Source organism: Rhodobacteraceae bacterium IMCC1335, from assembly GCA_039640495.1.
Taxonomy (GTDB): Bacteria; Pseudomonadota; Alphaproteobacteria; order Rhodobacterales; family Rhodobacteraceae; genus Thalassovivens.
Genome location: CP046864.1, coordinates 2961134 through 2980790, shown reverse-complemented (window position 1 = coordinate 2980790; position 19657 = coordinate 2961134). Strand labels below are relative to the sequence as shown.

Annotated in this window: 20 protein-coding genes and 1 pseudogene; 14 read left to right on the top strand and 7 right to left on the bottom strand. The window is 44.2% G+C overall.

The genetic code is table 11. From position 1 onward, the window contains the following. The first annotated feature begins 272 nt into the window (after nt 1-272). From GN241_14440 to GN241_14415, 6 genes and pseudogenes are all read left to right on the top strand, one after another. Complete coding sequence (locus GN241_14440) at nt 273-698, top strand: blue light sensor protein (GenBank protein XAT58453.1); 426 nt, start codon at nt 273-275, stop codon at nt 696-698. A gap of 473 nt (nt 699-1171) precedes the next feature. Further along, entirely contained in the window at nt 1172-1564 is a 393-nt protein-coding gene (locus GN241_14435) for an HD domain-containing protein (GenBank protein XAT59300.1), read from the top strand. A gap of 55 nt (nt 1565-1619) precedes the next feature. Next, nucleotides 1620-2807: a DUF2130 domain-containing protein gene (locus GN241_14430; protein XAT58452.1), complete on the top strand. Its 1188-nt coding sequence runs from the start codon at nt 1620-1622 to the stop codon at nt 2805-2807. Between the two features lie 103 nt (nt 2808-2910). Further along, nucleotides 2911-3090, top strand: a complete 180-nt coding sequence (locus tag GN241_14425; protein XAT58451.1) for a hypothetical protein — start codon at nt 2911-2913, stop codon at nt 3088-3090. Nucleotides 3091-3355: 265 nt separating this feature from the next. Then, nucleotides 3356-4159, top strand: a complete 804-nt coding sequence (locus GN241_14420) for a 3-methyl-2-oxobutanoate hydroxymethyltransferase (GenBank protein ID XAT59299.1) — start codon at nt 3356-3358, stop codon at nt 4157-4159. Then, nucleotides 4160-4279: pseudogene (locus GN241_14415) on the top strand (YHYH domain-containing protein). 338 nt (nt 4280-4617) lie between these two features. Here GN241_14415 and GN241_14410 read toward each other — a convergent pair. From GN241_14410 to GN241_14385, 6 genes are all read right to left on the bottom strand, one after another. Continuing rightward, entirely contained in the window at nt 4618-4830 is a 213-nt protein-coding gene (locus GN241_14410; protein XAT58450.1) for a hypothetical protein, read from the bottom strand. An 877-nt stretch (nt 4831-5707) separates the two neighbouring features. Further along, complete coding sequence (locus GN241_14405) at nt 5708-6919, bottom strand: MFS transporter (GenBank protein XAT58449.1); 1212 nt, start codon at nt 6917-6919, stop codon at nt 5708-5710. Between the two features lie 211 nt (nt 6920-7130). Beyond that, complete coding sequence (locus GN241_14400) at nt 7131-7832, bottom strand: hypothetical protein (protein XAT58448.1); 702 nt, start codon at nt 7830-7832, stop codon at nt 7131-7133. Next, the gene (locus GN241_14395) at nt 7833-8408 is read right to left on the bottom strand and encodes a hypothetical protein (GenBank protein ID XAT58447.1); all 576 of its coding nucleotides are present in this window, start codon (nt 8406-8408) and stop codon (nt 7833-7835) included. A gap of 33 nt (nt 8409-8441) precedes the next feature. Next, nucleotides 8442-9173, bottom strand: a complete 732-nt coding sequence (locus GN241_14390; GenBank protein ID XAT58446.1) for a hypothetical protein — start codon at nt 9171-9173, stop codon at nt 8442-8444. A 97-nt stretch (nt 9174-9270) separates the two neighbouring features. Then, nucleotides 9271-10887 (bottom strand): hypothetical protein, encoded by a 1617-nt coding sequence (locus tag GN241_14385; protein ID XAT58445.1) that lies wholly within the window; start codon nt 10885-10887, stop codon nt 9271-9273. A gap of 359 nt (nt 10888-11246) precedes the next feature. On the opposite strand from GN241_14385, the gene GN241_14380 reads away from it, so the two are divergent. After that, nucleotides 11247-11936 (top strand): response regulator, encoded by a 690-nt coding sequence (locus GN241_14380; protein XAT58444.1) that lies wholly within the window; start codon nt 11247-11249, stop codon nt 11934-11936. Further along, nucleotides 11936-13495, top strand: coding sequence for a histidine kinase (locus tag GN241_14375; GenBank protein ID XAT58443.1), 1560 nt, complete (start codon nt 11936-11938; stop codon nt 13493-13495). The genes GN241_14380 and GN241_14375 overlap by 1 nt, the downstream gene beginning before the upstream one ends. 372 nt (nt 13496-13867) lie before the next feature. Here the strand turns inward: GN241_14375 and GN241_14370 are convergent, their stop codons facing one another. After that, the gene (locus GN241_14370; protein XAT58442.1) at nt 13868-14065 is read right to left on the bottom strand and encodes a hypothetical protein; all 198 of its coding nucleotides are present in this window, start codon (nt 14063-14065) and stop codon (nt 13868-13870) included. A 573-nt stretch (nt 14066-14638) separates the two neighbouring features. On the opposite strand from GN241_14370, the gene GN241_14365 reads away from it, so the two are divergent. The 6 genes from GN241_14365 to GN241_14340 all read left to right on the top strand — a co-directional run bounded on the left by GN241_14365 (nt 14639) and on the right by GN241_14340 (nt 19570). Further along, a complete protein-coding gene (locus GN241_14365; GenBank protein ID XAT58441.1) occupies nt 14639-15727 on the top strand; it encodes a tyrosine-type recombinase/integrase in 1089 nt (362 codons plus the stop codon). Beyond that, nucleotides 15718-15936 (top strand): integrase, encoded by a 219-nt coding sequence (locus GN241_14360; protein XAT58440.1) that lies wholly within the window; start codon nt 15718-15720, stop codon nt 15934-15936. The genes GN241_14365 and GN241_14360 overlap by 10 nt, the downstream gene beginning before the upstream one ends. A gap of 21 nt (nt 15937-15957) precedes the next feature. Then, on the top strand, nt 15958-17238 hold the full coding sequence (locus GN241_14355; GenBank protein ID XAT58439.1) for a hypothetical protein: 1281 nt from the start codon (nt 15958-15960) through the stop codon (nt 17236-17238). A 354-nt stretch (nt 17239-17592) separates the two neighbouring features. Next, nucleotides 17593-17826 (top strand): hypothetical protein, encoded by a 234-nt coding sequence (locus tag GN241_14350; GenBank protein ID XAT58438.1) that lies wholly within the window; start codon nt 17593-17595, stop codon nt 17824-17826. A gap of 303 nt (nt 17827-18129) precedes the next feature. Further along, a complete protein-coding gene (locus GN241_14345; GenBank protein ID XAT58437.1) occupies nt 18130-19392 on the top strand; it encodes a tyrosine-type recombinase/integrase in 1263 nt (420 codons plus the stop codon). Continuing rightward, the gene (locus tag GN241_14340) at nt 19370-19570 is read left to right on the top strand and encodes a hypothetical protein (protein XAT58436.1); all 201 of its coding nucleotides are present in this window, start codon (nt 19370-19372) and stop codon (nt 19568-19570) included. The genes GN241_14345 and GN241_14340 overlap by 23 nt, the downstream gene beginning before the upstream one ends. Nucleotides 19571-19657 lie beyond the last annotated feature (87 nt).

Genomic DNA, 19657 nt, shown 5'->3' with positions numbered 1-19657 from the left:
GACTCAGGCTGGCTTCTATCTTTGTTGGGAACGCCAGTCTCTCTCTTAGAAACGCGTCTCCTTGCGTTTCGCTGTTCTTGACTGGCTGGCCTTCTTAATAGGTCAGCCATTTTTACAATGTCCTCCAAAAGCCCTCTCCTGTGTTGCGGGTGTGATCAACTTAATCTCCGTCCTAAACCATCTCAGATTTCGTCCATAGAACTAAATTAATATTTTTTTATGTGAGAACCGTTACTTATGTTACTAAGCATAATGGACCTTGTGAAAACCAAATGAGATCAAAAGTCTCAAAGCCCTTTAACTATTTGATTTACGCATCTAAACCTTTTGGATTTAGCCAGAAGGATTTGGACGAAATTTTATTGAAATCACAGGTCAATAATAAGGCCACTGACATAACGGGCGCACTTTTGTGCAGACATGATATTTACTGTCAGTTTTTGGAAGGACCAGAAAAAGAATTAAATATGACTTATTCAAAAATATTGTTGGATGACCGACACGTCGATATTCAACTGCTCTCATCAGGATCAGCTAGGAGGCGCTTATTCGCTAATTGGGCAATGAGAGACGATCCTATCAAGAGCTGGATGTGGACTAGGGAAGAGATGGATAACGGTATATTGGAAAGTGTAACGCAATCCGACGCCCTCGAAATTTTTGTAAAACATTCAAAGGAAATCGATCAGTTTCTATAAATCATGGTAAAGAATTAACATAATTAAACACTGTCTGTAAAATTTGAAGTACATATATCTAATAGATTTGGAGCGGATGGCTCTGACAAACTAACTCAATTTTGCAGCCCCCGCCTTCGACGCGAGCGTCATCATAAGTGCTATGAGTAGGGTGCGCATGGGGTTAACCGCTTATCACACAGCTAGTTCTTTTCACCACCTTGGTTTCATCATCACCCAACTCTTTTAGAGCATCCACGTAGTCAGGGTGGCCTTTGAAAGCCGAAGAACTAGAGAAATGTGAGCACATTATTTCTTTTAATTACTTGGTTTGAAGAAATAGGTAACTTGAATTTGAGCCCTTCTCACTCCAAGATTGCCAGATGGAGCTACTCAAACCAATTACATCCGAGATAGTGACGCAGCCGTTTGTTGAGCATTGCTGTCGAGCCTATAAAATGGATCACGATGGGTTGCATGGGTATGCCCATTGGATGCGGGTGCTTCATAATGGGAGGCTTTTGGCTGAAACGGAAAATGCCAATCTTAAGGTCGTAGAACTATTCTGTCTTCTCCATGACACCCAGCGCCGAAACGAGGACAGAGACCCTGAACATGGTTCTAGAGCTGCCGATTACGCGCAGGCCATTCGTGGGACGCTATTTGAATTAAACGAAGAAGAAATGGAGCTTCTTGATGAAGCTTTGCGTTATCATTCCGATGGGTATGTTGATGCTGATATTACTGTACAAGTGTGCTGGGATGCAGACCGATTAGATTTGGGACGAGTTGGAATAAGGCCATCTTATCATAAACTCTGCACTGCTTCTGCAAAATCAGAGCGTTTTATCGAGGCAGCTTATAGAAGATCTCGATCATTCATCTAAAGTACTTATTAAACCAAAGAGACTAATAACTTTTTTGTAAAAAAGGCGGTTCACTATGAATGAAATTAAATGCCCACACTGTAGCAAAGCATTCAAAGTTGATGAAAGCGGTTATGCAAATATCCTTAAGCAGGTTCATGATCATGAGTTCGAAAATCACCTACAAGAAAGAATAGCTCAGAAAGAGAAGGAAAATGCCGCGGCGCTTGAAATTGCTAAGAGTTCATCCGACAGCGCTATTCAAACTTTGAAGGCAGAAAAAGAGGTGGAAATTGAACGCCTAAGATCAACGATACGAGAAAAGGATAGTTCAGTCCAAGCAACGGTTGATAAGGCTGTTCGCGAAATGGAAAAAGAGAGAGACAATTTAAAAAACGATCTTAAAAATTCAAAATTAGAGAAAGAGAATTCAGAAAACCTGCTCAAAGACAAATATAAAACTCAAATACGCGATCGTGATGAAGCGATTGAACGCCTGAAAGACATGAAGGCTAAACTTTCAACAAAGATGGTTGGAGAAACTTTGGAGCAGCATTGTGAGACCGAATTTAACAAATTACGGTCTACAGCTTTTCAATCTGCTTTTTTTGAGAAAGATAATGATGCCAGATCGGGAAGCAAAGGTGACTATATCTTTAAAGATCATGATGAAAATGGAACTGAAATCATTTCAATTATGTTTGAAATGAAAAACGAGGTGGATACGACCGCAACTAAAAGAAAGAACGAAGATTTTCTACAAGAGTTAGATAAAGATCGAAACGAAAAGGGATGCGAATATGCAGTGTTAGTTTCCTTACTGGAGCCGGAAAGTGAGCTCTATAACACTGGGATAGTGGATGTGTTTTACCGATATCCAAAAATGTATGTCATCAGGCCGCAATTTTTCATTCCGATGATTACTTTGCTAAGAAACGCGGCTTTGAATTCATTAAAATACAAAACAGAGTTGGCTCTTGTAAGAGAGCAAAACATAGATATCACGAATTTTGAAACAGAATTAGACGCATTCAAAACAGCTTTCGGACGTAATTATGAACTAGCTTCGAAGAAATTTACCACGGCAATAGCTGAAATAGATAAATCAATTTCTCATCTGCAAAAGACTAAAGAAGCATTGTTAAGCACTGATAGAAATCTTCGGCTTGCCAACGACAAAGCGCAAGATGTCTCTGTTAAAAGGTTGACCCGAAAAAATCCAACTATGGCTGCAAAGTTTGACGAGGTGAGACGAGAGGAGTGAAGCAGTCTTATCGCTTGGTATGGTAAATTGAATGGAGATAGTCCACATTCATTTTATAGCCTTCTAAAGCGTCTATCATTAAATAATTGAGTGAGATTCCATTTTGAAACATGTCCCAAAAGAAACAACTGATGAATCTCTTATTCAGGAGTTTCTGAATAATGGCGGTAAGATTAGCCATGGTAAAACCAAGCCGCCGGCGGCAGAGCTTGGCCTTAGTAATAATCAGTGGAACAATAAACTCACAAAAGAAGAAAAAGCTGCACGCGATAAAAAAGCATGATTGCTTCAATAATTTTATTTTGAATGCTTATTTCAGGAAGTTGTCATGTTAATCATTTGTAAGAAAAGCTCCATTATACTAATTTAGTAAACAAAGAAATTAGCTCGTCAATTACTCTGATTTTGGAATAAAAATCCTCTTTGAGGTTATTTTAAATATGAGTGATTAGTAGTTAAACTCTCGGTGCGATGATGATTTATGCAAGGGCTTTCAGCCCTACATGAGCCTAATAAAGTGACCTGACTTAGGAGACGCCGAAATGTCTATGGAGCAACGTAAACTTCCAACAGTTTTAGATCTACGAGCCTTAAAAGGACAAAAGCAGCTTACAATGTTGAGGTACTTTTCTCTTGATGAGGCAGCAGCAGCAGAGGCGGCGGGCATTGATATCGCTTCAGTTCCAGCAGATATTTTGTTTCATCCACGATACCGTGAAGTTGCGCCAAGTATTTTTTCTATGGCGGGGCAAACGCATACTGAATGTGGAACACCTCACGAATACTTTAAATGGTGTAACTCTGCTATAGAGCGCGGCGCTGATGCAGTTTATTGTTCTGGTTCTTTTTCTACAGTGGAAATGCTAGCGAAAGAATTCATACCTGTCGTTGGGCATGTTGGTCTTGTACCTTCAAGAGCGACTTGGACAGGTGGTTTTAAGGCAGTAGGGAAAACAGCGGAAGAAGCGCTTCAGCTTTTCAAGCAGATAAAATCCTATGAAGATGCTGGCGCAATTGCGGTTGAATTAGAAGTTGTACCAGTTGAGGTAGCAACAGAACTTTCGAAACGCACAAGTTTGCTTGTATGGTCGATGGGTGCGGGCGCCGGCTGCGACGCGCAATATCTCTTTTCGAATGATATTCTTGGATACACAGAAGGTCATATCCCTCGCCATTCAAAAGTCTATCGTAATTTCAAGGCAGAGTATGATCGACTTCAGCTAGAACGCATTTCTGCATTTAAAGAATTTGTAAACGACGTCGATACCGGGGTTTTTCCTGAAACATCACATTTGGTGCATATGGATGATAATGAGTTAGATCGTTTTTTTGAGGGTTTGGATAAAGTTTGAATGAAATACTTCTTAGCTTCAATCTTTATTCTCCTTGCAAACTTCGCCTTCGCTCATAGCGGCGGACTTGATAAGAATGGTTGTCATTCAGGTTCGCAAAAGTACCACTGCCACAAAAAGATTAATAAGTCAGAGCTACCAAAACCTGGAACGCTACTTGAAGGGCAGGTAACGCACGTCAGGGACGGTGATACAATCGAAGTAAATGGAATAGCTATTAGGCTTTCAGCGTTGGATTGCCCCTAGCGCGTTACGCGAGATAGTGAGCATGCAAATCGGTTAGCTCAACAGTTTTTAAATACAAAGGCTGTATATGAGTTAACTGGTGCAAAAACTTATGACAGGTTAGTCGGATATTGCAGTATTGAAAATCAAGACTTCGGTCTGTTCATGATGCGAAATTCCGCCTGCAAGCTTTGGAAAAAATATGATGTTTGGGGCCGTTATTAAAAAATGAACTACTGCAGCATCTTTTGACGGGCGATTAAGATTTCATCTATATCTGCTAGTGTCAGGCTGTAAGGTTTTAAATCCCATGTTTCTGATGCAATGATAAAGCGTTTAGTTTCATCACAAAACTCATGCAGAGAGTAACCTTTAGAGTCGCCCAAAATTTTCATATTTAATTGGAGCGCGTCATAGTTAACAAGAAACTCGGATCTTTCGGTCAAGTAAACTCCTAACTAGGCATCAAAATCCAAAAACAAAATGACCGCCCAACATGGAGAAGCTCCTTGTTGAACGGCCACTTGTTCTAATCCATCTGTCAGTCACCTTCAGCATGGGCAAACCATTGCGTCCTGCGTCTAGGTTTACGGGCACATTATCCGAAGATAACACTTCCGCCACCTAATCGCCGATGTCTTCGATGATAATGATCCGAAGATCAAAACCTTTCCAACATCTGTAGTCTAACTTGCCGATTACCTTCAGCATTAGCGAGCCAATGCTTCCCGCGTTTTAGTCAAAGAGTGTAAAATCCGAAAACATTACTCACTAATTCTATCACGCCGATGCCTTTCCGTTTTCTTATCCGAAGATGAGAACCTTCCCAGCATCTGTAATCTAACTCACCAGTTACCTTCGGCGTTAGCGAACTACCGCCTCCTGCGTTTAATTTGTTTCCGCAATCTCCGAAGAGTTTGTTTTCACAATTTAACCGCCGATGCTTTTGCGGATAATGATCCGAAGATCATCGTCCTCTCCAACATCTGTAATCCGACAGTGGTAAACTCGTTTTAGCCTTAAATCTGTTGCCAGTTTTAAGCCTGAAATTTCGTTACCCCCCAGACTAGATTATCTATGAGAGTACACAGGAATCTGAATGTACAAAGCATAAATTTAGAGGAAAACGCTTACCCACAGGCTTATCCCCATCTTTGTGAAACTTATCCACAAAATCTGTGGATCGACCTTAAGACTTCTCAATAAAAAGGGGCAAATGGCGATTCGGTTCAGAAAATTATTAGGTGATAGATCGTACTTTGGTGGATCTCTTCTCCTAAAGTTTGTTTGTGTTTTAGTGTTATTTTATAAATTATTGCAGGCTCATCGGTTTTTTAGAAGAGCTGTTAATAATAGCACTGTGCCAAGGCCCCCGGCGAAACAGAACGCTGTTGGAATTCCAATATAATCGGACAGTCCCCCCAATATCATCGCTCCTGTCGCAGTAGCGCCTACATTGACCACCGTCCAAAGGCTCATAACGCGTCCTCGAAAGTGATCAGGCAAATCCATTTGAAGCGCTGTTTGGATTGAAATGCCGGATAGAGTTCCAGCAAACCCTAAGTAGCAGATATATCCAACTGTTAACTCCCATGTGTTTGAAAGTCCGACTAACGGAATAAGCGCTACCCCAAGCAATGCACTAGCGATCACAAATTTTGGTATTTCTCCTGCTTTTTGGCTTTGAGTGAATACTTTTGTTATCCCGGCAACGACTGCACCAAATCCAGCAATTGATGTCACTATTCCCAGGCCAGCAGCGCCTTTTGCGAAAATACCATCAGCAATTACTGGAAGGATTTCTAAAGTTCCTCGAATTAGAAAAGCATAGATGCTCGTTATTAAAAGGGCTTGTCGCATTAAAGAATTAGAGAGTGTGTGCTTCACGCCTGAACGTAGGGCAGCCAAAAAAGGCTCTTTGCTTGCCTTAAGGGGCACCTGATCTCGAGGACGTAAAAGGTTTAACATCAGTATAAAGGGTAAATATAACAAGCTTTGGGCGAGGAGAGTAATTTGCAAACCCCAAACCGCAATTAGCCACCCGGCAATTGCGGGGCCCGTTAACCTTGCTAAATTGAAATTGATAGCAACAATTGAGACAACTGAGGAAACCGATCCGTGATTAACGAGCCTTGGTGCTAACGATAATCTTACTGGATTATGCGCAGAAGTGGCTATGCCCGATAATAGCGAGAGCACAGAAAGAAATAACTCATTGAGCCCCCCGAAAATGAAAAAAAGATAAAAGCCAACAGAAATTGTGAACAAACTAAACTGTGTCACTTGAGCGGCTTTTTTTACATTCACCCTGTCAATGAGAACCCCAAATAAAGGCCCTGTGATAATCGCTGGAGCAAAATTTATGAATGCTATAAACCCTACAAAAGTAGCTGATTTTGTAAGATCCCAAGCGATCCAGCCAATTGTAACTCGTTGCATCCAAAGTGCGTTGATCGCAAATAGGTTTCCCAGCAAGTAGAGGCGAAAGTCTCTAAAGTTAAATGCAGATAAATTCATTTTAATGAGCGACTGCATTCATTATTTAGATACCGTGCTTTGAGTGTTTGTTAGTCAAGTTCGCGCGTAGAGATTAAAAGTGTCTATGACAGGCGCTATCCATTTGGCCTCTTTGTTTGTTATTGCATCGTTTGTGTTTGGTCCATCGGAATGATGCAAAATTATGTTTGCAAAGTTCTAAACAAGTACGATGTGGGAAATAGGTGCAGAAGTTAAATGAAGTTTTATCCTAAAATATATGCTGTACTAATCTCGTCATTGCCGCTGTTAATTTAGTGTCAGTTGGTTTTTCACATGCTGAGAAATACCCGTCATCAAGGTGGAAGTGATCTTTATGCGCCTGATTGTAATCCGGCGTAAGGACATTTGAAAAATGGTTGCAGGCTGTTTTTCCGGCATGTTTTAGAAACTCCGACTTTTCAGCTGAATTCGCCCAATCAAATAAAACAGAGGCCCCGTTAATGCTGGCGATATCAATTGCCGACCCATAGCTATGCTGACTCATGATCGAGCTGCCTCGGATGGTGCGACAATTATAAGATCCAAAATGTTCAACTTCATTAGCGCCGATTTCCTCTAGCCAATTTGCAAGGTTGAGTGCTGTTGAACAATTTAATGTAACCGGACCAGAAAGTTTGGTTGTGGGATAATTTTCAATTCGAACCGGTTCTTTGACTATGCATTTAGGCTTTCCAAATTTCTGTAACTCAACAAACTCCACGCCTTTCTTTTCGAGTTTTTGTACGCAAGTCAGCCCTGCATTTTCAGCGTCTCTTTGAGTTTCGAGTTGCTGCTCAATGATAAAGTCTTGAACTTCATCACGAACGAAGAAGAATATTATGGCGCAAAAGGTAAAAATGCTCGCAAAAAGCAGTATGAGCTTTCGTTTCAAGAAAACCTCCAGAGTAGTTTGATTTGGATAATGGATGATTTACGCTTGGTTGCTTTTGCACCAAGTCAGCAATTCCTGCACGGCCGGCCTAAAGCCTGAAAAGTCCCAACTTTCTACAGGTACGTCGAATACTTCGTCAGAAGGGGCTGTCATCTGCAAACCAGTTGCGCCCAAATCTTCCCAATTAAGCAAAGTCTCGGCGCTGTTAAGGTTTCCTAATCGAAAAGAAGCAATTGAGAACAGAAGATCTAAGTCGCCAAAGCTGGGATCAAGAACATACTCAAGATAGGCTTCATTCATCAGTGGATAGTTATTTTCACCTTCAAGGATAACCACATCCATTTCTATATCTTGGCCCTCAAGGTTTTTGAGAGCCTCTTTGTTGTAAGATGTGAACCAGGCATGTATTTGCACGCCGCAATCATCAGTCGGCAGCATGAACAATCGGTTCCCATAGGTCACATTGCCAGATTTATAAATCATTGGCTTAGGCTCTATTGTAAATTCCCATATGCTTGGGGAAACTGAGCCTTCATCAGCTGCAACCGGCGAAAAGCATAAAAGCGCGCAACTAACCGCCAAAGAGTAATGAAAAGTACCATGAGAAAGTTTCATAGGTTTGATCCTGTTAAGAAATTTGATGTTCAATCATTCGGTTTGTTCGAGTTGACTGATCTGCACTTCTTGAAAAGCGTCTTCGATTTTTTTAACATTTGTTGGACGGGTAGGGGGCCTCATGGCGGCTAGTTCAACCAGATTTACCACACCAAAATTCACAAGCTCGGTGCGCGAAGGATACCACATTTGCTCAATGTCATATTTGAGGGCTTGAGAGATGAATTCGGGTGCAACTCCAGCTTTAGAAAATCTATCATAGAGCTGCATTGCAACTTCGAACGTGTCCTTTTGAACCCAGTTTGAAAATTCAAATGGCGTATTCCAGCCGAAGTCTTCTTTCTTTGCATCATAGTAACGCTCCATCGAATCCTGCTGCCAGTTTGGACGGTGAAACCCGATCAATGCTCCCTTTTTAAGCACGCGGTTCTGTCCTGCTAAAAATATAGGAACACAGGCGCTAGAGCATTCTTTTGAAATCTCAGTGTCTATTTCAAAGTCACTGACGATACGCGCTATTTCCAAGCCGGCCTCTACATGCCCGCCATATGAATAAAGATTAATACGAAGAATTTCAGGATTATCACGTAATATGGTGCGAAAATGTAAAGCGTCTGAAATACTCACAAAATCCTTTGTAATTCCTTCGTCTTCAGTGCTGTAAAATAGGGTGTCCCCCTGAATTTTGAATTTGGCTTCTTCGGATTGAGCTGCGCTCGCAAGAAACAAGAAGGCCGCTGAAATAGTTTTGAAAATAGGTCTCATTTTTGATTTCCTTTATGTGAAGTTGTTAAGGTTGATGGTTAGGTTTTGCCCGATTGGGGCGTCAGAAAACTGGGTATTGCAAAGGAGGCGAAAGTGATCAGCTGATCTGGACGGACAGCTCTTTAATCCGTTCAAAACTGCATACGAAATTTTGAGGATTTTCCTCGGTAGATGCCAATTTTGAATATCTGACAGCTTCCTCAGCATCAGCTTCCACTGCTAAACCGAATGCATAAAATAGTGACAAACATCTGTTTGCTTGTGAGCTTTGTTCGCGTGCAGCCAACCAAAAGGCCTCAAACGCGCGGTCTAGATCTGCTATATTTTTAGCTTCGTCTAAAATTAGATTACCTAATTTCAAATTAGCTTTTGGGTCTGATAATCTGGCCGCACGCTCGTAAAGAGAAATTGCTCTTTTTGCACTTTTGGGAACAATTTTGCCAGTTTCGTAGAGTTCGGCAATTTTGATGAGCAAATCAGTGTTAAGTTGTTTCCATGCAATGTTCTGCGCGCGTTGAATAGAACGCCGCGCTTTTTGGTTGCTTCCAAGTATCCAATCACGCTCGTTATATTGATGGGCCAATAAAAAATAACCCGACCCATCTCCTTTAAATGCCCAATTTTCTAAATTTGTTAGAGCAGTCTTTTGGCTTCTTTTATTTCCAGAGACTAGGTTGATCAGGGTCCGTTGATAAGCTGCCATGCCAGCTATTTTTCTAAATTCGCTATCGAGATATGGTTCGATCTTTTTGAGCTCTTTAAGGTCCGAAAGCTCAACCGCAGCGTGCTCGACGCCGTTTACTAAAGACGCTTGCAAAAGCCGCTCCGCTTTATCCAAATCTCTTTCTAGCGCTAAACCGTCCTTGTAAAACTTTCCAAGTTTGAATTGTGCCGTGGGAACCTGATTTTTGGCAGCCAGCTCAAGCCAAATAATTGCAATCTCCAAATTTTGGTCAACGCCTGCACCTTTTTGATAAAGTTCTGATAAGCCCACCATAGCTGGCGCGTAGCCTGACTGCGCTGCTTCATTGATGAGATTGAAGGCTATTATGTTGCTTTTATGGTTTTTTTCTTCTGATAAAAATCGCTGCCCTTCATCATACAACTTGGCAGGCTCATATTGTTTGCAGCTTGCTGCTAGTTTTGAAATAGGATCTTCAAAGCTCGTAAAGTCCCAAACGCTGTTTTCTAAGTTAAGAATTTCATTATTTATCGAAAATGACACATGAACTTTTGCAGGATCGAACGCTCTAAGAACATGTTTGACATGTTTAAATGTTCCAAAATTTAAAATTACTAGATTTTGATTTTTATCTTCATCAACGATCAGTTCTTCTATTGTCGCTTCGTTATCGAACTCATGTTTTCTATCTTGTGATACTAATTTGATAGAGGCCTCGATTTTCTGATTTTCTTGGTAATGATTGCTAAATGTGACAGGCGCTCTCAGGTGAACGTCCAAGTCCACTGAGCAGTCATCAAACATGAAAAAAGCAAGCAAGGCATTCCCTTGATGGCTCAACGCACCCACCCAGGGATCATCACCTTCTTTTTTCCATTCTGTGCTTGGTGAAGCGAAGGCTGAAAGACCAAACAGTGAGAAGATCACGACCAAAAAAATCATTAGATAAAGTTGATGCTGTTTTATCGAATATTTTTTTGACTTTATTGCTACCTTGGTTTCGGTTTCAGGTTTCTTGGGCAGATTATTCATTTGGACCCCCAAATGTACAAACCTGCGGCTGCAATGAAGAACAAGATTTCTCCAGCTGTGAATATTTGAAGTGTCTCCATTTTCATTCCTTTCTTGGTTAACCAGCCCCGGTGGTTGGGAGGGGAGACCACCAGGGCTAGGAGCGAAGCCGTAAAGGGAGAGGAACCTACAACTCGCTCTGCTCGACAGATCGATGCCTCGACCTGTTGTGAAATGTTTGGCAGAGACATGTGCAGCCAGTTTGAGAGATATTTGCAGTTAGTGTGATTGATTATTCAGAATATGTGCAGAAGCGTTATTTCACTTTGAGATACTCATGAGTCTGTGCCAGTTTTGCACAAAGTGATGGAGCTAATTTGATGCAAAGACTGATGATTGTTGATGACGAACCGGAAATTTTAAACCCGTTGCAATCTATGCTTGAGGCAGAGGGTTATCGCATTGATGCTTTTGGTTCCCCTCTTAAAGCAATAAGCCATTTGAGAAGAAACGAAATCGCATTGGCAATTTGCGATATTAAAATGCCGGAAATGAGTGGTTATGATCTCTTAAAAGAACTCAGAGTGATTAAGTCCAATCTACCTGTAATTTTTCTATCTTCAAAGGATGAAGAGCAAGATCAAATCATAGGTTTTACGCTTGGTGCCGATGATTATGTAACCAAACCTTTTAGCAAACACCTTTTACTGGCGCGCGTGGCTGCGGTTTTGCGCCGCCATGTTGATGGCTCGGTTAAGGACAAATCTTCTCAGATTATCGCGGGCGATTTGGTTATAGACCAAAGTCGCCATTTGGTATCTTGGAAAGAGGTGCCGATAGACCTTACAGTTACAGAATGTCTTTTACTTGCAGCTTTGGCAGAACGGCCCGGTTTGGTGAAAAGCCGTAGTCAGCTGATGGATGCAGCTTATGCAGGCGCCATTCATGTGACAGATCGAACAATCGACAGCCATGTCCGCAATATTCGACAAAAGCTAAAGTCGAGCGATGAAGACTGCTCCATAATCGCGACGGTGCATGGGCTGGGCTATAAGTTGAAAGCCGACTGATGGTTTTTCGTAGTATCTTCGTAAAGATATTTGTTCTCCTGATCGTTATAAATGCGGCGCTTTGGGCATTTATCTTTTTAACTGAGGATACGGCTTACTCTGAAATTAATAACAAACGCAGCGCGCTATATTCTCAAGGCGTACTGGTTTCCGAAATCGTGAAGCCAACATTGCTTAGAACAGATTTGAGCCGTTTTGATAAAATGATTGAGATTACCAATACGCTTAATCAACTTGATACGGTTTTGTCGGATGCTTTAGAAATCCGTCCCTTCTTTATAGATGAGGTCAACGATGATGGATTTGCATTTTTTCAAACTAATAATCCCTATCGGGAAAGCAAAATTATTGTTTCTGAAATTACATCAGAGGGGCCAAAACTGGCAGAGCAACCTAAGCTGCCGAAAATCGCGGAGCTTTTGTTTTATTCATATAAGAGATTAGTGGATTTTAATCTGCTTACTGATCCTATCGTGTATCGTCGAGCAAGATTTTCTGCGCAGTACCACCTGATTGAAGCAAATGCGGATGGGTATGAATTACGATATGCCATGCCGGTCAAGTTTGACAAAAAAACAATCGCTATTGTGGACCTGAAAGATGCATACCATCTGCGTGAGATATATTTAAAAGATAATAATGCGCGTCTGTGGGTTTTGATCGGATTATCGGGCATAACTTTATTAATTGGTTCTGTCTTTGCCTTCTCATTGGCGTTTCCATTGCGACGACTTTCAAGACGATTAAACAAAAAACTGACATCTGATGATGTCGCGCAGCACCTTACGGATTTTCGAATCCAAAGCCTTGAGAAGCGCAAAGATGAAATTGGTTTGGTCTACAAAAACCTCATAAAGTTGAATGACAACTTAGCGCGCATCTTTGCAGACAAAGAGCGGTTCGCTGCAGATATTTCACATGAGATTAAAAATCCGGTTTCCTCGATTATTGCGCATACCGAAGTAATAAGAGGCAATTTGAATGATCAGGAAAAGGTTCAGGGCACTATTACAACCATTCAGAAACAAGCAATTCGGATCAATAAGCTTGTTAGTGAAATATCAGAGGCTGCAACTGTTGATCATGAGCTCGTGGCAGCCAAGAGGGAACAATTCAACCTTTCGGTTCTACTCAATGATCTTGTTGATCATTTCCGCGATGCCAAAGCAACGCCGGGCGTGAAAATAATGTCTGATATTGCACCAAATATACAATTTGTAGGTTTGCCTGATCGGTTTGCACAAGTGGTCATCAATTTAATCGAGAATGCGATTAGCTTTGCCAGGCCAAGAGGAACGGTTACTATTTCTCTAAAGAGACGCTGGATGAAAGATCTTACTCTGTCTGTGGAGGACACAGGTCCGGGAATTCCAGAAGAGCAGCTAGATAAAATTTTTGAAAGATTTTTCACCCATCGTGAAGGCACCGCAGAAGAGGATGCGAGTTCAGGATTGGGTTTGTTTATTGTGAAGCAGGTCGTTGAGGCCCATGGCGGCAAAGTGTCTGTCAGTAATCTACGCCAAGGGGGAGCGAAGTTTACAATATCGCTAAAAGCTTAACACTGTCTGGAGCTTTCCAAAGAGTTTCTTGCGCTTAACAGCCAGTTTTTTAACGCTTCATCTGCTCCCAGACCAATGCCTCTGACGCCATAGAGATGAATTTCAAAAATGGTGGATTTATTTACTACATCGGTGTCATTCCAAAATCCGCCATTCTTAAGCACGTGCTGCCGAACCACACTTATGGGGTCTTTGGAATTCATGATTTCTTTTATTAGGCCATCGCCTTAGTCGAAGTTTAACATGTAAAACTCCAAATCTGTGCTTTCTCTTTACGCACCCGTATTTGGTAACGCTGTTAAATATTTCAAGGGTATGAAAAGGGGGTCCAAATGAAACAAATTTTATTTCATTAGGCCCCCTCATTTATCGTTAAATTAATAGTACCAAAACATATGTTAAGAATTGAATAAAAGGATGCGGTTCATCGGCTATCTCTGGCGTAGGTTCAATCGGTATCGACTTAGTGGACATATCGGTCACTTCAGGCATGATGTCTTCTGGCATCACGCCTGCAACGACTGCTGAACCCAGCAAAATCAATACTAAGGTTGGAATTATAGTCCTCATAATAGGTCTCCAATCATTAGGTCTGGGTGAAAAAGCCCCTGACTGCGTGCGACCTAAAACAACGCCGCCAGGGGAAGTTATGAGGCCAGTAGGAAGGGCCCAACTTGTGTCAGATTTTTTCTGACGCTCATGTTATGATTGGATGTTGTGCAGCCAGAATGATGCTTTTGTGCAAATTGTGAGAATAGATTTGCAGGTTTTGTGCACCTGTAAAACAATCTGTTTTACAAGAATTTTTCCCTGTTCTTGCAAAAATAATTCCCTGTTAATTTTGCTAGAGTGATCATCTTTGCCCAATAAAAATTGGGGTTTGAAGGTTAAATGGAAGCTATTTTTGTTCATTTTCCCTGTTATTTTCCCTGTTAACAGGGAAAATTGCGAGAGCAGGGAGCTTTCAACACTCAGCACAGCGCCATTTTCACCCAGTTTTCTGAATAAATTCAATGATACCAGTGGTTTGGACCATTTATCGGGACCGCTTTTGGGACCACTTGGTCAGTATTTGCCGTAAAGTGTCACGATTAGACTGCCAGGCGACTTGAAACTCGCCAGACTAGGAGTGACAATCACAGCATGGACCCCAAGATGCCAAAACTCCCCGCCTATGTCTTTAGACGCCAGAACGGCTCGTATCGCTATAAAAGAAACGTTCCTAAAAAGCTCAGACCCCTGATTGGAAAGGATACGCTCTACAGGCAGCTGGGGGAGAGCTACTCAGAGGCGATGACCGCCCTTCCCAAAGTGCACTTGGAAATAGAGCAGCTGTTTGCAGCAGAAGAGACGATGCCTACCAATGAACGAGCCCTGGCGTTTATCAGAGCAGCGCTGGGCGAGGAAGTTGCGGATATGGTCGTGGCTGGTCAAATCGTTGAATACAGCCAAGAGGACTATGCCCTGAATGAACTTGCAAAGACCATCAAGGGGAAACTGCCACAGGAGGTGGTGAGGCAAGTCTACAACGGCAAGCTACAGTCGCCCCCCATGACACTGGATACAGCCTTAAGTGACTATGCAGCCTATAAAGCCGGGGAAGGTGTGAGAGATAAAGATGCTGCCCTGCGTATCAAGAAGCTGCGCAAAGACCTTAAAAGCAGCCTGGGAGAGCATAAGCTGGAAAAGGGTAGCCTGGCAGAGATTACCAGAGCAGATGCCAATGCCTTTCGGGACCACTTACTGGAGCGGATGAAGCCCAACTCGGTGCTGAGGAATGTGGCCGTTGTAAAGGCAGCCGTGAACTACGTGATAACAGAGCATAGCCTTACCATCCCAAACGTGTTTAACGGGCTTAAGATAAAAGGGGCAGGGGCCAGCGTCGAGGACAGGCATCCGCTGACGGACGAGCATATCGCCATAGCAACTCCCTGCTACCAGGACGACCCGCTTGCCTGGGCACTCTTCATCACCTTGATAGATACAGGTGCAAGGCTGTCGGAGATTGTGGGGCTAGAAGTCCAAGACGTGGACCTGCAGGAGCGCGCAGTAACCATAAAGCCAAACAACATTAGAGGTCTCAAGACGAAGGGGTCACATAGAACACTCCCACTGAGCCACAGAGCAGCAGAGACACTGCAGGAGCACAGGAAAGGCAAAGAGGATGGGGAGCTATTTTCCCCAAGTACGCTCGCCCTCGTGGCAATGATGCTGCCTCTGCTATGCTCATGAAGCGCTTACGCAGGGCCATTACGGACAAGAAACTGACGATGCACTCCCTAAGACATCGCATGAAGGACAAGCTGAGGAACACAGGCTGCCCTGAGGCGGTATCGATGGCCATCCTGGGGCATGGGGCCAACACGGTGGCAGCCAACTACGGCTCGGGCTATGCCCTGGGGGTCATGCGGGAGCACATGGAAAAGGTGTGGGCATCTTAATATTTACAGGATATTTAAACAATGGAAACGGCCCGAGCGTTTAACCCCTTCCTGGTGGCAAAGAGCACTAAGCTGAAGAAACTTATCGAAGAAGTGCAAACACAAATCGATGGGTATGAGCACTATTATAAGACCCGTAAGCGAGCACGAAGGGCAGTGGACCAGCTTAGCTTCGAGCGTATGATTGAGGCAATCTTATGTGACCTGTGCCTGGTGTTCCTGGACCCTCGGTACAAGGCTGTGCACCTATCACTGAGCAACAAGGTCCTTAGAAAAGCTAGTCGATGCAAAAGCCCTGTCTTAGGAAAGACTCTGCCAGACCTGCTGCGCATCATGGAGTCCCCCGAGATGGACTTTGTGAGGCTCACAAAAGGGCGCACAACATTCAAAGTGATTGACCAGGGCCTGAACATGGCACCTGCAGGCGGTATCCAGTCCACGCTGACAGCGGGCCCGAAGCTAACCGCCCGCATTCACTCTTTTGCAATATCGCAAGACGACATTGCTTGGTCAGATGAGCGAGAAACAATTGAGCTACGCGCACCGAAGACACCTAGAACTGAAATCGCTGAGACGCTTGAGTATGAAGATAATGATAATAGCGTTCACTTGCGCCAGCAGATGCGGGCTATCAATCAATGGGTGGCAGCTGCAGACATCGATTACGCGCTCGTTGAGGTCAATTCCAATGACCGCTACCTTAGGCGTATCTTTAATAATGCTTCCTTTGAACAGGGCGGCAGGCTTTATGGCGGCTTTTGGCAATTCCTTAAAGCTGAGGAGCGTGCCGAGTCTCTGCGTATTAACAGGGATGCTGTTGTTGAATGTGACTATGGTCAGATGAGTATTTTACTGCTCTATGCAGAAGCAGGAGCACAAGACCAACTTCCAGAGGGGGACCTGTACGACCTGAGTGATTATGGAATCCCTGAAGACTGCCGTGCTGGGATTAAGAAAGTCATGCAGGCTATCATTAACAGTCCTAACGTCCCTAAGAGGATGCCTAAGGGGGCACGTCAGCACTTTCCCTCAAAAATTTCCCTCAAGAATGTCGTGAGAGCCATCCAGAAGAGGCACTTTAGGATATTCCCACTGATGACATGCAATATGGGAATGCAGCTCTTTCGCAAAGAGTCAGATATTCTGGTAGACGTTCTACTGAAGTTAAAGGCACAGAGTGTTGTTGCTCTGCCAATCCATGATGCTGTTCTAGTTGCTGATGAGGATAAAGACACAGCAGTCAGGGTAATGAAAGAGGTCTTCAAGAAGCATACTGGGATAACCCCTGAGGTAACCAACTAGGGATACCTAAAGGGAAGGGTATGTATGTTGTAGTAATAATAATAACAACTAGAACAAAGCCCCCCTAAGGGGACCCCTCTTTCCTCTTCATATAGGGGACCCGTAAGAGAACCTTAGGGGAGGTGGCAACATGGAATGTCACCACTCCCAGAAGAGTATTAGATTAAAGAGTGCTGCAGCATGCACTCCCCCCAATGGGGCTCCCCACTAGCTGTCCATATAGGGGGCCCGTAAGGGACACTGTCTGTAGAAATTATCGCCTGACTACTTGTCTACTTGGCCAGTTCTAATCCCCCGGAAAACCGAGAAACCTCGGGCATCTATAATGGTAACAACCTCATCAAGGAGACCATTATGATGACTACTTTTATGCTGCTCGCACTCGTGGGCGGTGCGCTTCGTGTTGCCCTGAACTGGGTGCTGAGGCGCTACTTTGGGCTGAGCTTGAGCTTTCCGCAAGGCCTGGCGGGAGTGCTCCTGCTGCTTGCGGTGCTGCCAGAGTTTATCAGCCCCTTTAGCTTGCAACTGCCCTTTGGGCTAATGCTGGGCCTGTTCCTGCCGGACCTGTTATTCCGGAGGGCCTGGTGATGAGCGTAACACTCAAGGACCTACGCCCTGGGTGCATCGTCCTGATAGCAGGGTTCGATAACATCCCAGGCCACCAGTTCCAAGTTGAGGAGGTCTTCGAGGACCTTGTCACCGGCACTGCCCTCACAGGACCCTTCGCCGGTGAATATGGCGAGCCAGACATAGAATTGGTTCTGCGGGTCCTTCTAGCAGATGGCACCAAAGGGGCTCAGGGAACTGCTTAAACCCTGACCCCCATTGTTCTCAATCACAAAATCACAATCACACTGACAAAGCGGGGCTATTGCCCTGGCAGGAGACGTCATGTCGATACACATTAAGTACGCCTACAGGAGGCACAACACCTGGACCTACCGAAGAACCTACCCCCAGCACCTGAGAGGCATATTGGGCTCCTCTCTAAAACAATCCCTGAAGACCAGTGATGCCAAGCTCGCCAAAAAGCGGGTGTCAGAGCTCAACACTAAATTCACAGAAATAGTACAGGAGGCAGAGAGCTATGTTGCTCAGAATGATACCTATAGTAAGAGCAGGCAGATTGGTGTTGCTGTGCCTAGATATAATCGAGCCCAGCTTCTGGGCCAGCACCCAGTTACTGAGTTGGCTTCCAGCTATCTAACGGAAGCTTCACATCGCTTACGTCCTGGTAGCTACAAGTCCGTTCGCTTCGCTTTAGAATTGCTGGTCTCTCATGCGGGAGAGACCCAAGTGCGTGACCTTAACTTGGCTCTGGGCCGAGAGGTTTTAGGGCATATCTTAAGGCTTTCCCCAAATGTCAGGAAGTACTCTGACGCTAAGGGAGCCAGTTTGGCAGAGCTGGTGGCACTATCAGAAGAGAATGAGGCGACGACTCTGAAGCCACAAACTCAAGCTCGTATCTGGGGTCAGATGCAGAACTTCCTTGACTGGTGCGTAAAGTCTAGAGAACTGCAGGCCAACCCTTGGGAGGGTCTCGTAGTGACGGACAAGCCAGAGTTCAGCCCGCATGGTATCTTGAAAGATGAACAGGTTGTCTTGCTGCTCAACAGGAAGGATTGCATTCTACACAACCTGCTATTGTTTTGTCTGCTAACAGGGATGCGCTCTGGGGAAGCCTGTGGCCTTTTAACTGAAGATATCATTAGCAAGGGCAACCTCGGGCGGTTCGTCAGGGTAGCACCTAATGACATTAGGCAGCTAAAGTCCAAGGCTGCTCAGAGAGAGGTGCCTCTGCATAGCATCCTTGAGAGCTTGCTGGACACCTCCCTACCAACAACTGGCAGACTGTTTCCTGCTATGACAGTGGATAAGGTGGTGAAGCGTTATGCTTACCTGAGGCGGCAAATACCGGAGCTAAGGGGAACTGTGTTCCACTCTACCCGCAAGTGGTTCATCACCCAGTGTGAGCGTACAGGCACCCCTGAGCACTTCACGGCCTCCCTTGTGGGGCATCACTCTGCACGCTCAGCAAATAAGCTGACCTACGGGCTTTATTCCGCAGGCATCAGTGATGCGCAAAAGCGAGACATCATTGACCAGGTAAAGATGCCTCAGGGGGAAGGCCATGAGCCAAACAGTAAAAGCTGACCCCTCTCTTATCCCTGACATCGAAGCCTTTGAGGAGCGAGTAGCCATTATGGTGCACGCGGGCGGCATTCCAACCGACCAAGCTAAGGACCTTGCAGCGCAAGCCCAAGGTTTCCGCAGTCAGGCTCATTACTGGGCGTGGCTGAGGACTTACGTCGAAAGGAAGAAGTTGGGGTAGGGCCCAACCCCACAATCAAGCCAGCCTCCCAGAGCGGGGGGCTGGGCATGCTTTTCTATTTTTTTGCAAAGAGGGTTTGGGAAGGTG

Bases quoted from the DNA above. Each gene is read 5' to 3' on its own strand.
- GN241_14440 (XAT58453.1), top strand. From the start codon at position 273: ATGAGATCAAAAGTCTCAAAGCCCTTTAACTATTTGATTTACGCATCT.
- GN241_14435 (XAT59300.1), top strand. From the start codon at position 1,172: ATGCGGGTGCTTCATAATGGGAGGCTTTTGGCTGAAACGGAAAATGCC.
- GN241_14430 (XAT58452.1), top strand. From the start codon at position 1,620: ATGAATGAAATTAAATGCCCACACTGTAGCAAAGCATTCAAAGTTGAT.
- GN241_14420 (XAT59299.1), top strand. From the start codon at position 3,356: ATGGAGCAACGTAAACTTCCAACAGTTTTAGATCTACGAGCCTTAAAA.
- GN241_14405 (XAT58449.1), bottom strand. From the start codon at position 6,919: ATGCAGTCGCTCATTAAAATGAATTTATCTGCATTTAACTTTAGAGAC.
- GN241_14395 (XAT58447.1), bottom strand. From the start codon at position 8,408: ATGAAACTTTCTCATGGTACTTTTCATTACTCTTTGGCGGTTAGTTGC.
- GN241_14390 (XAT58446.1), bottom strand. From the start codon at position 9,173: ATGAGACCTATTTTCAAAACTATTTCAGCGGCCTTCTTGTTTCTTGCG.
- GN241_14385 (XAT58445.1), bottom strand. From the start codon at position 10,887: ATGAATAATCTGCCCAAGAAACCTGAAACCGAAACCAAGGTAGCAATA.
- GN241_14380 (XAT58444.1), top strand. From the start codon at position 11,247: ATGCAAAGACTGATGATTGTTGATGACGAACCGGAAATTTTAAACCCG.
- GN241_14375 (XAT58443.1), top strand. From the start codon at position 11,936: ATGGTTTTTCGTAGTATCTTCGTAAAGATATTTGTTCTCCTGATCGTT.
- GN241_14370 (XAT58442.1), bottom strand. From the start codon at position 14,065: ATGAGGACTATAATTCCAACCTTAGTATTGATTTTGCTGGGTTCAGCA.
- GN241_14365 (XAT58441.1), top strand. From the start codon at position 14,639: ATGGACCCCAAGATGCCAAAACTCCCCGCCTATGTCTTTAGACGCCAG.
- GN241_14360 (XAT58440.1), top strand. From the start codon at position 15,718: ATGCTCATGAAGCGCTTACGCAGGGCCATTACGGACAAGAAACTGACG.
- GN241_14355 (XAT58439.1), top strand. From the start codon at position 15,958: ATGGAAACGGCCCGAGCGTTTAACCCCTTCCTGGTGGCAAAGAGCACT.
- GN241_14350 (XAT58438.1), top strand. From the start codon at position 17,593: ATGATGACTACTTTTATGCTGCTCGCACTCGTGGGCGGTGCGCTTCGT.
- GN241_14345 (XAT58437.1), top strand. From the start codon at position 18,130: ATGTCGATACACATTAAGTACGCCTACAGGAGGCACAACACCTGGACC.
- GN241_14340 (XAT58436.1), top strand. From the start codon at position 19,370: ATGAGCCAAACAGTAAAAGCTGACCCCTCTCTTATCCCTGACATCGAA.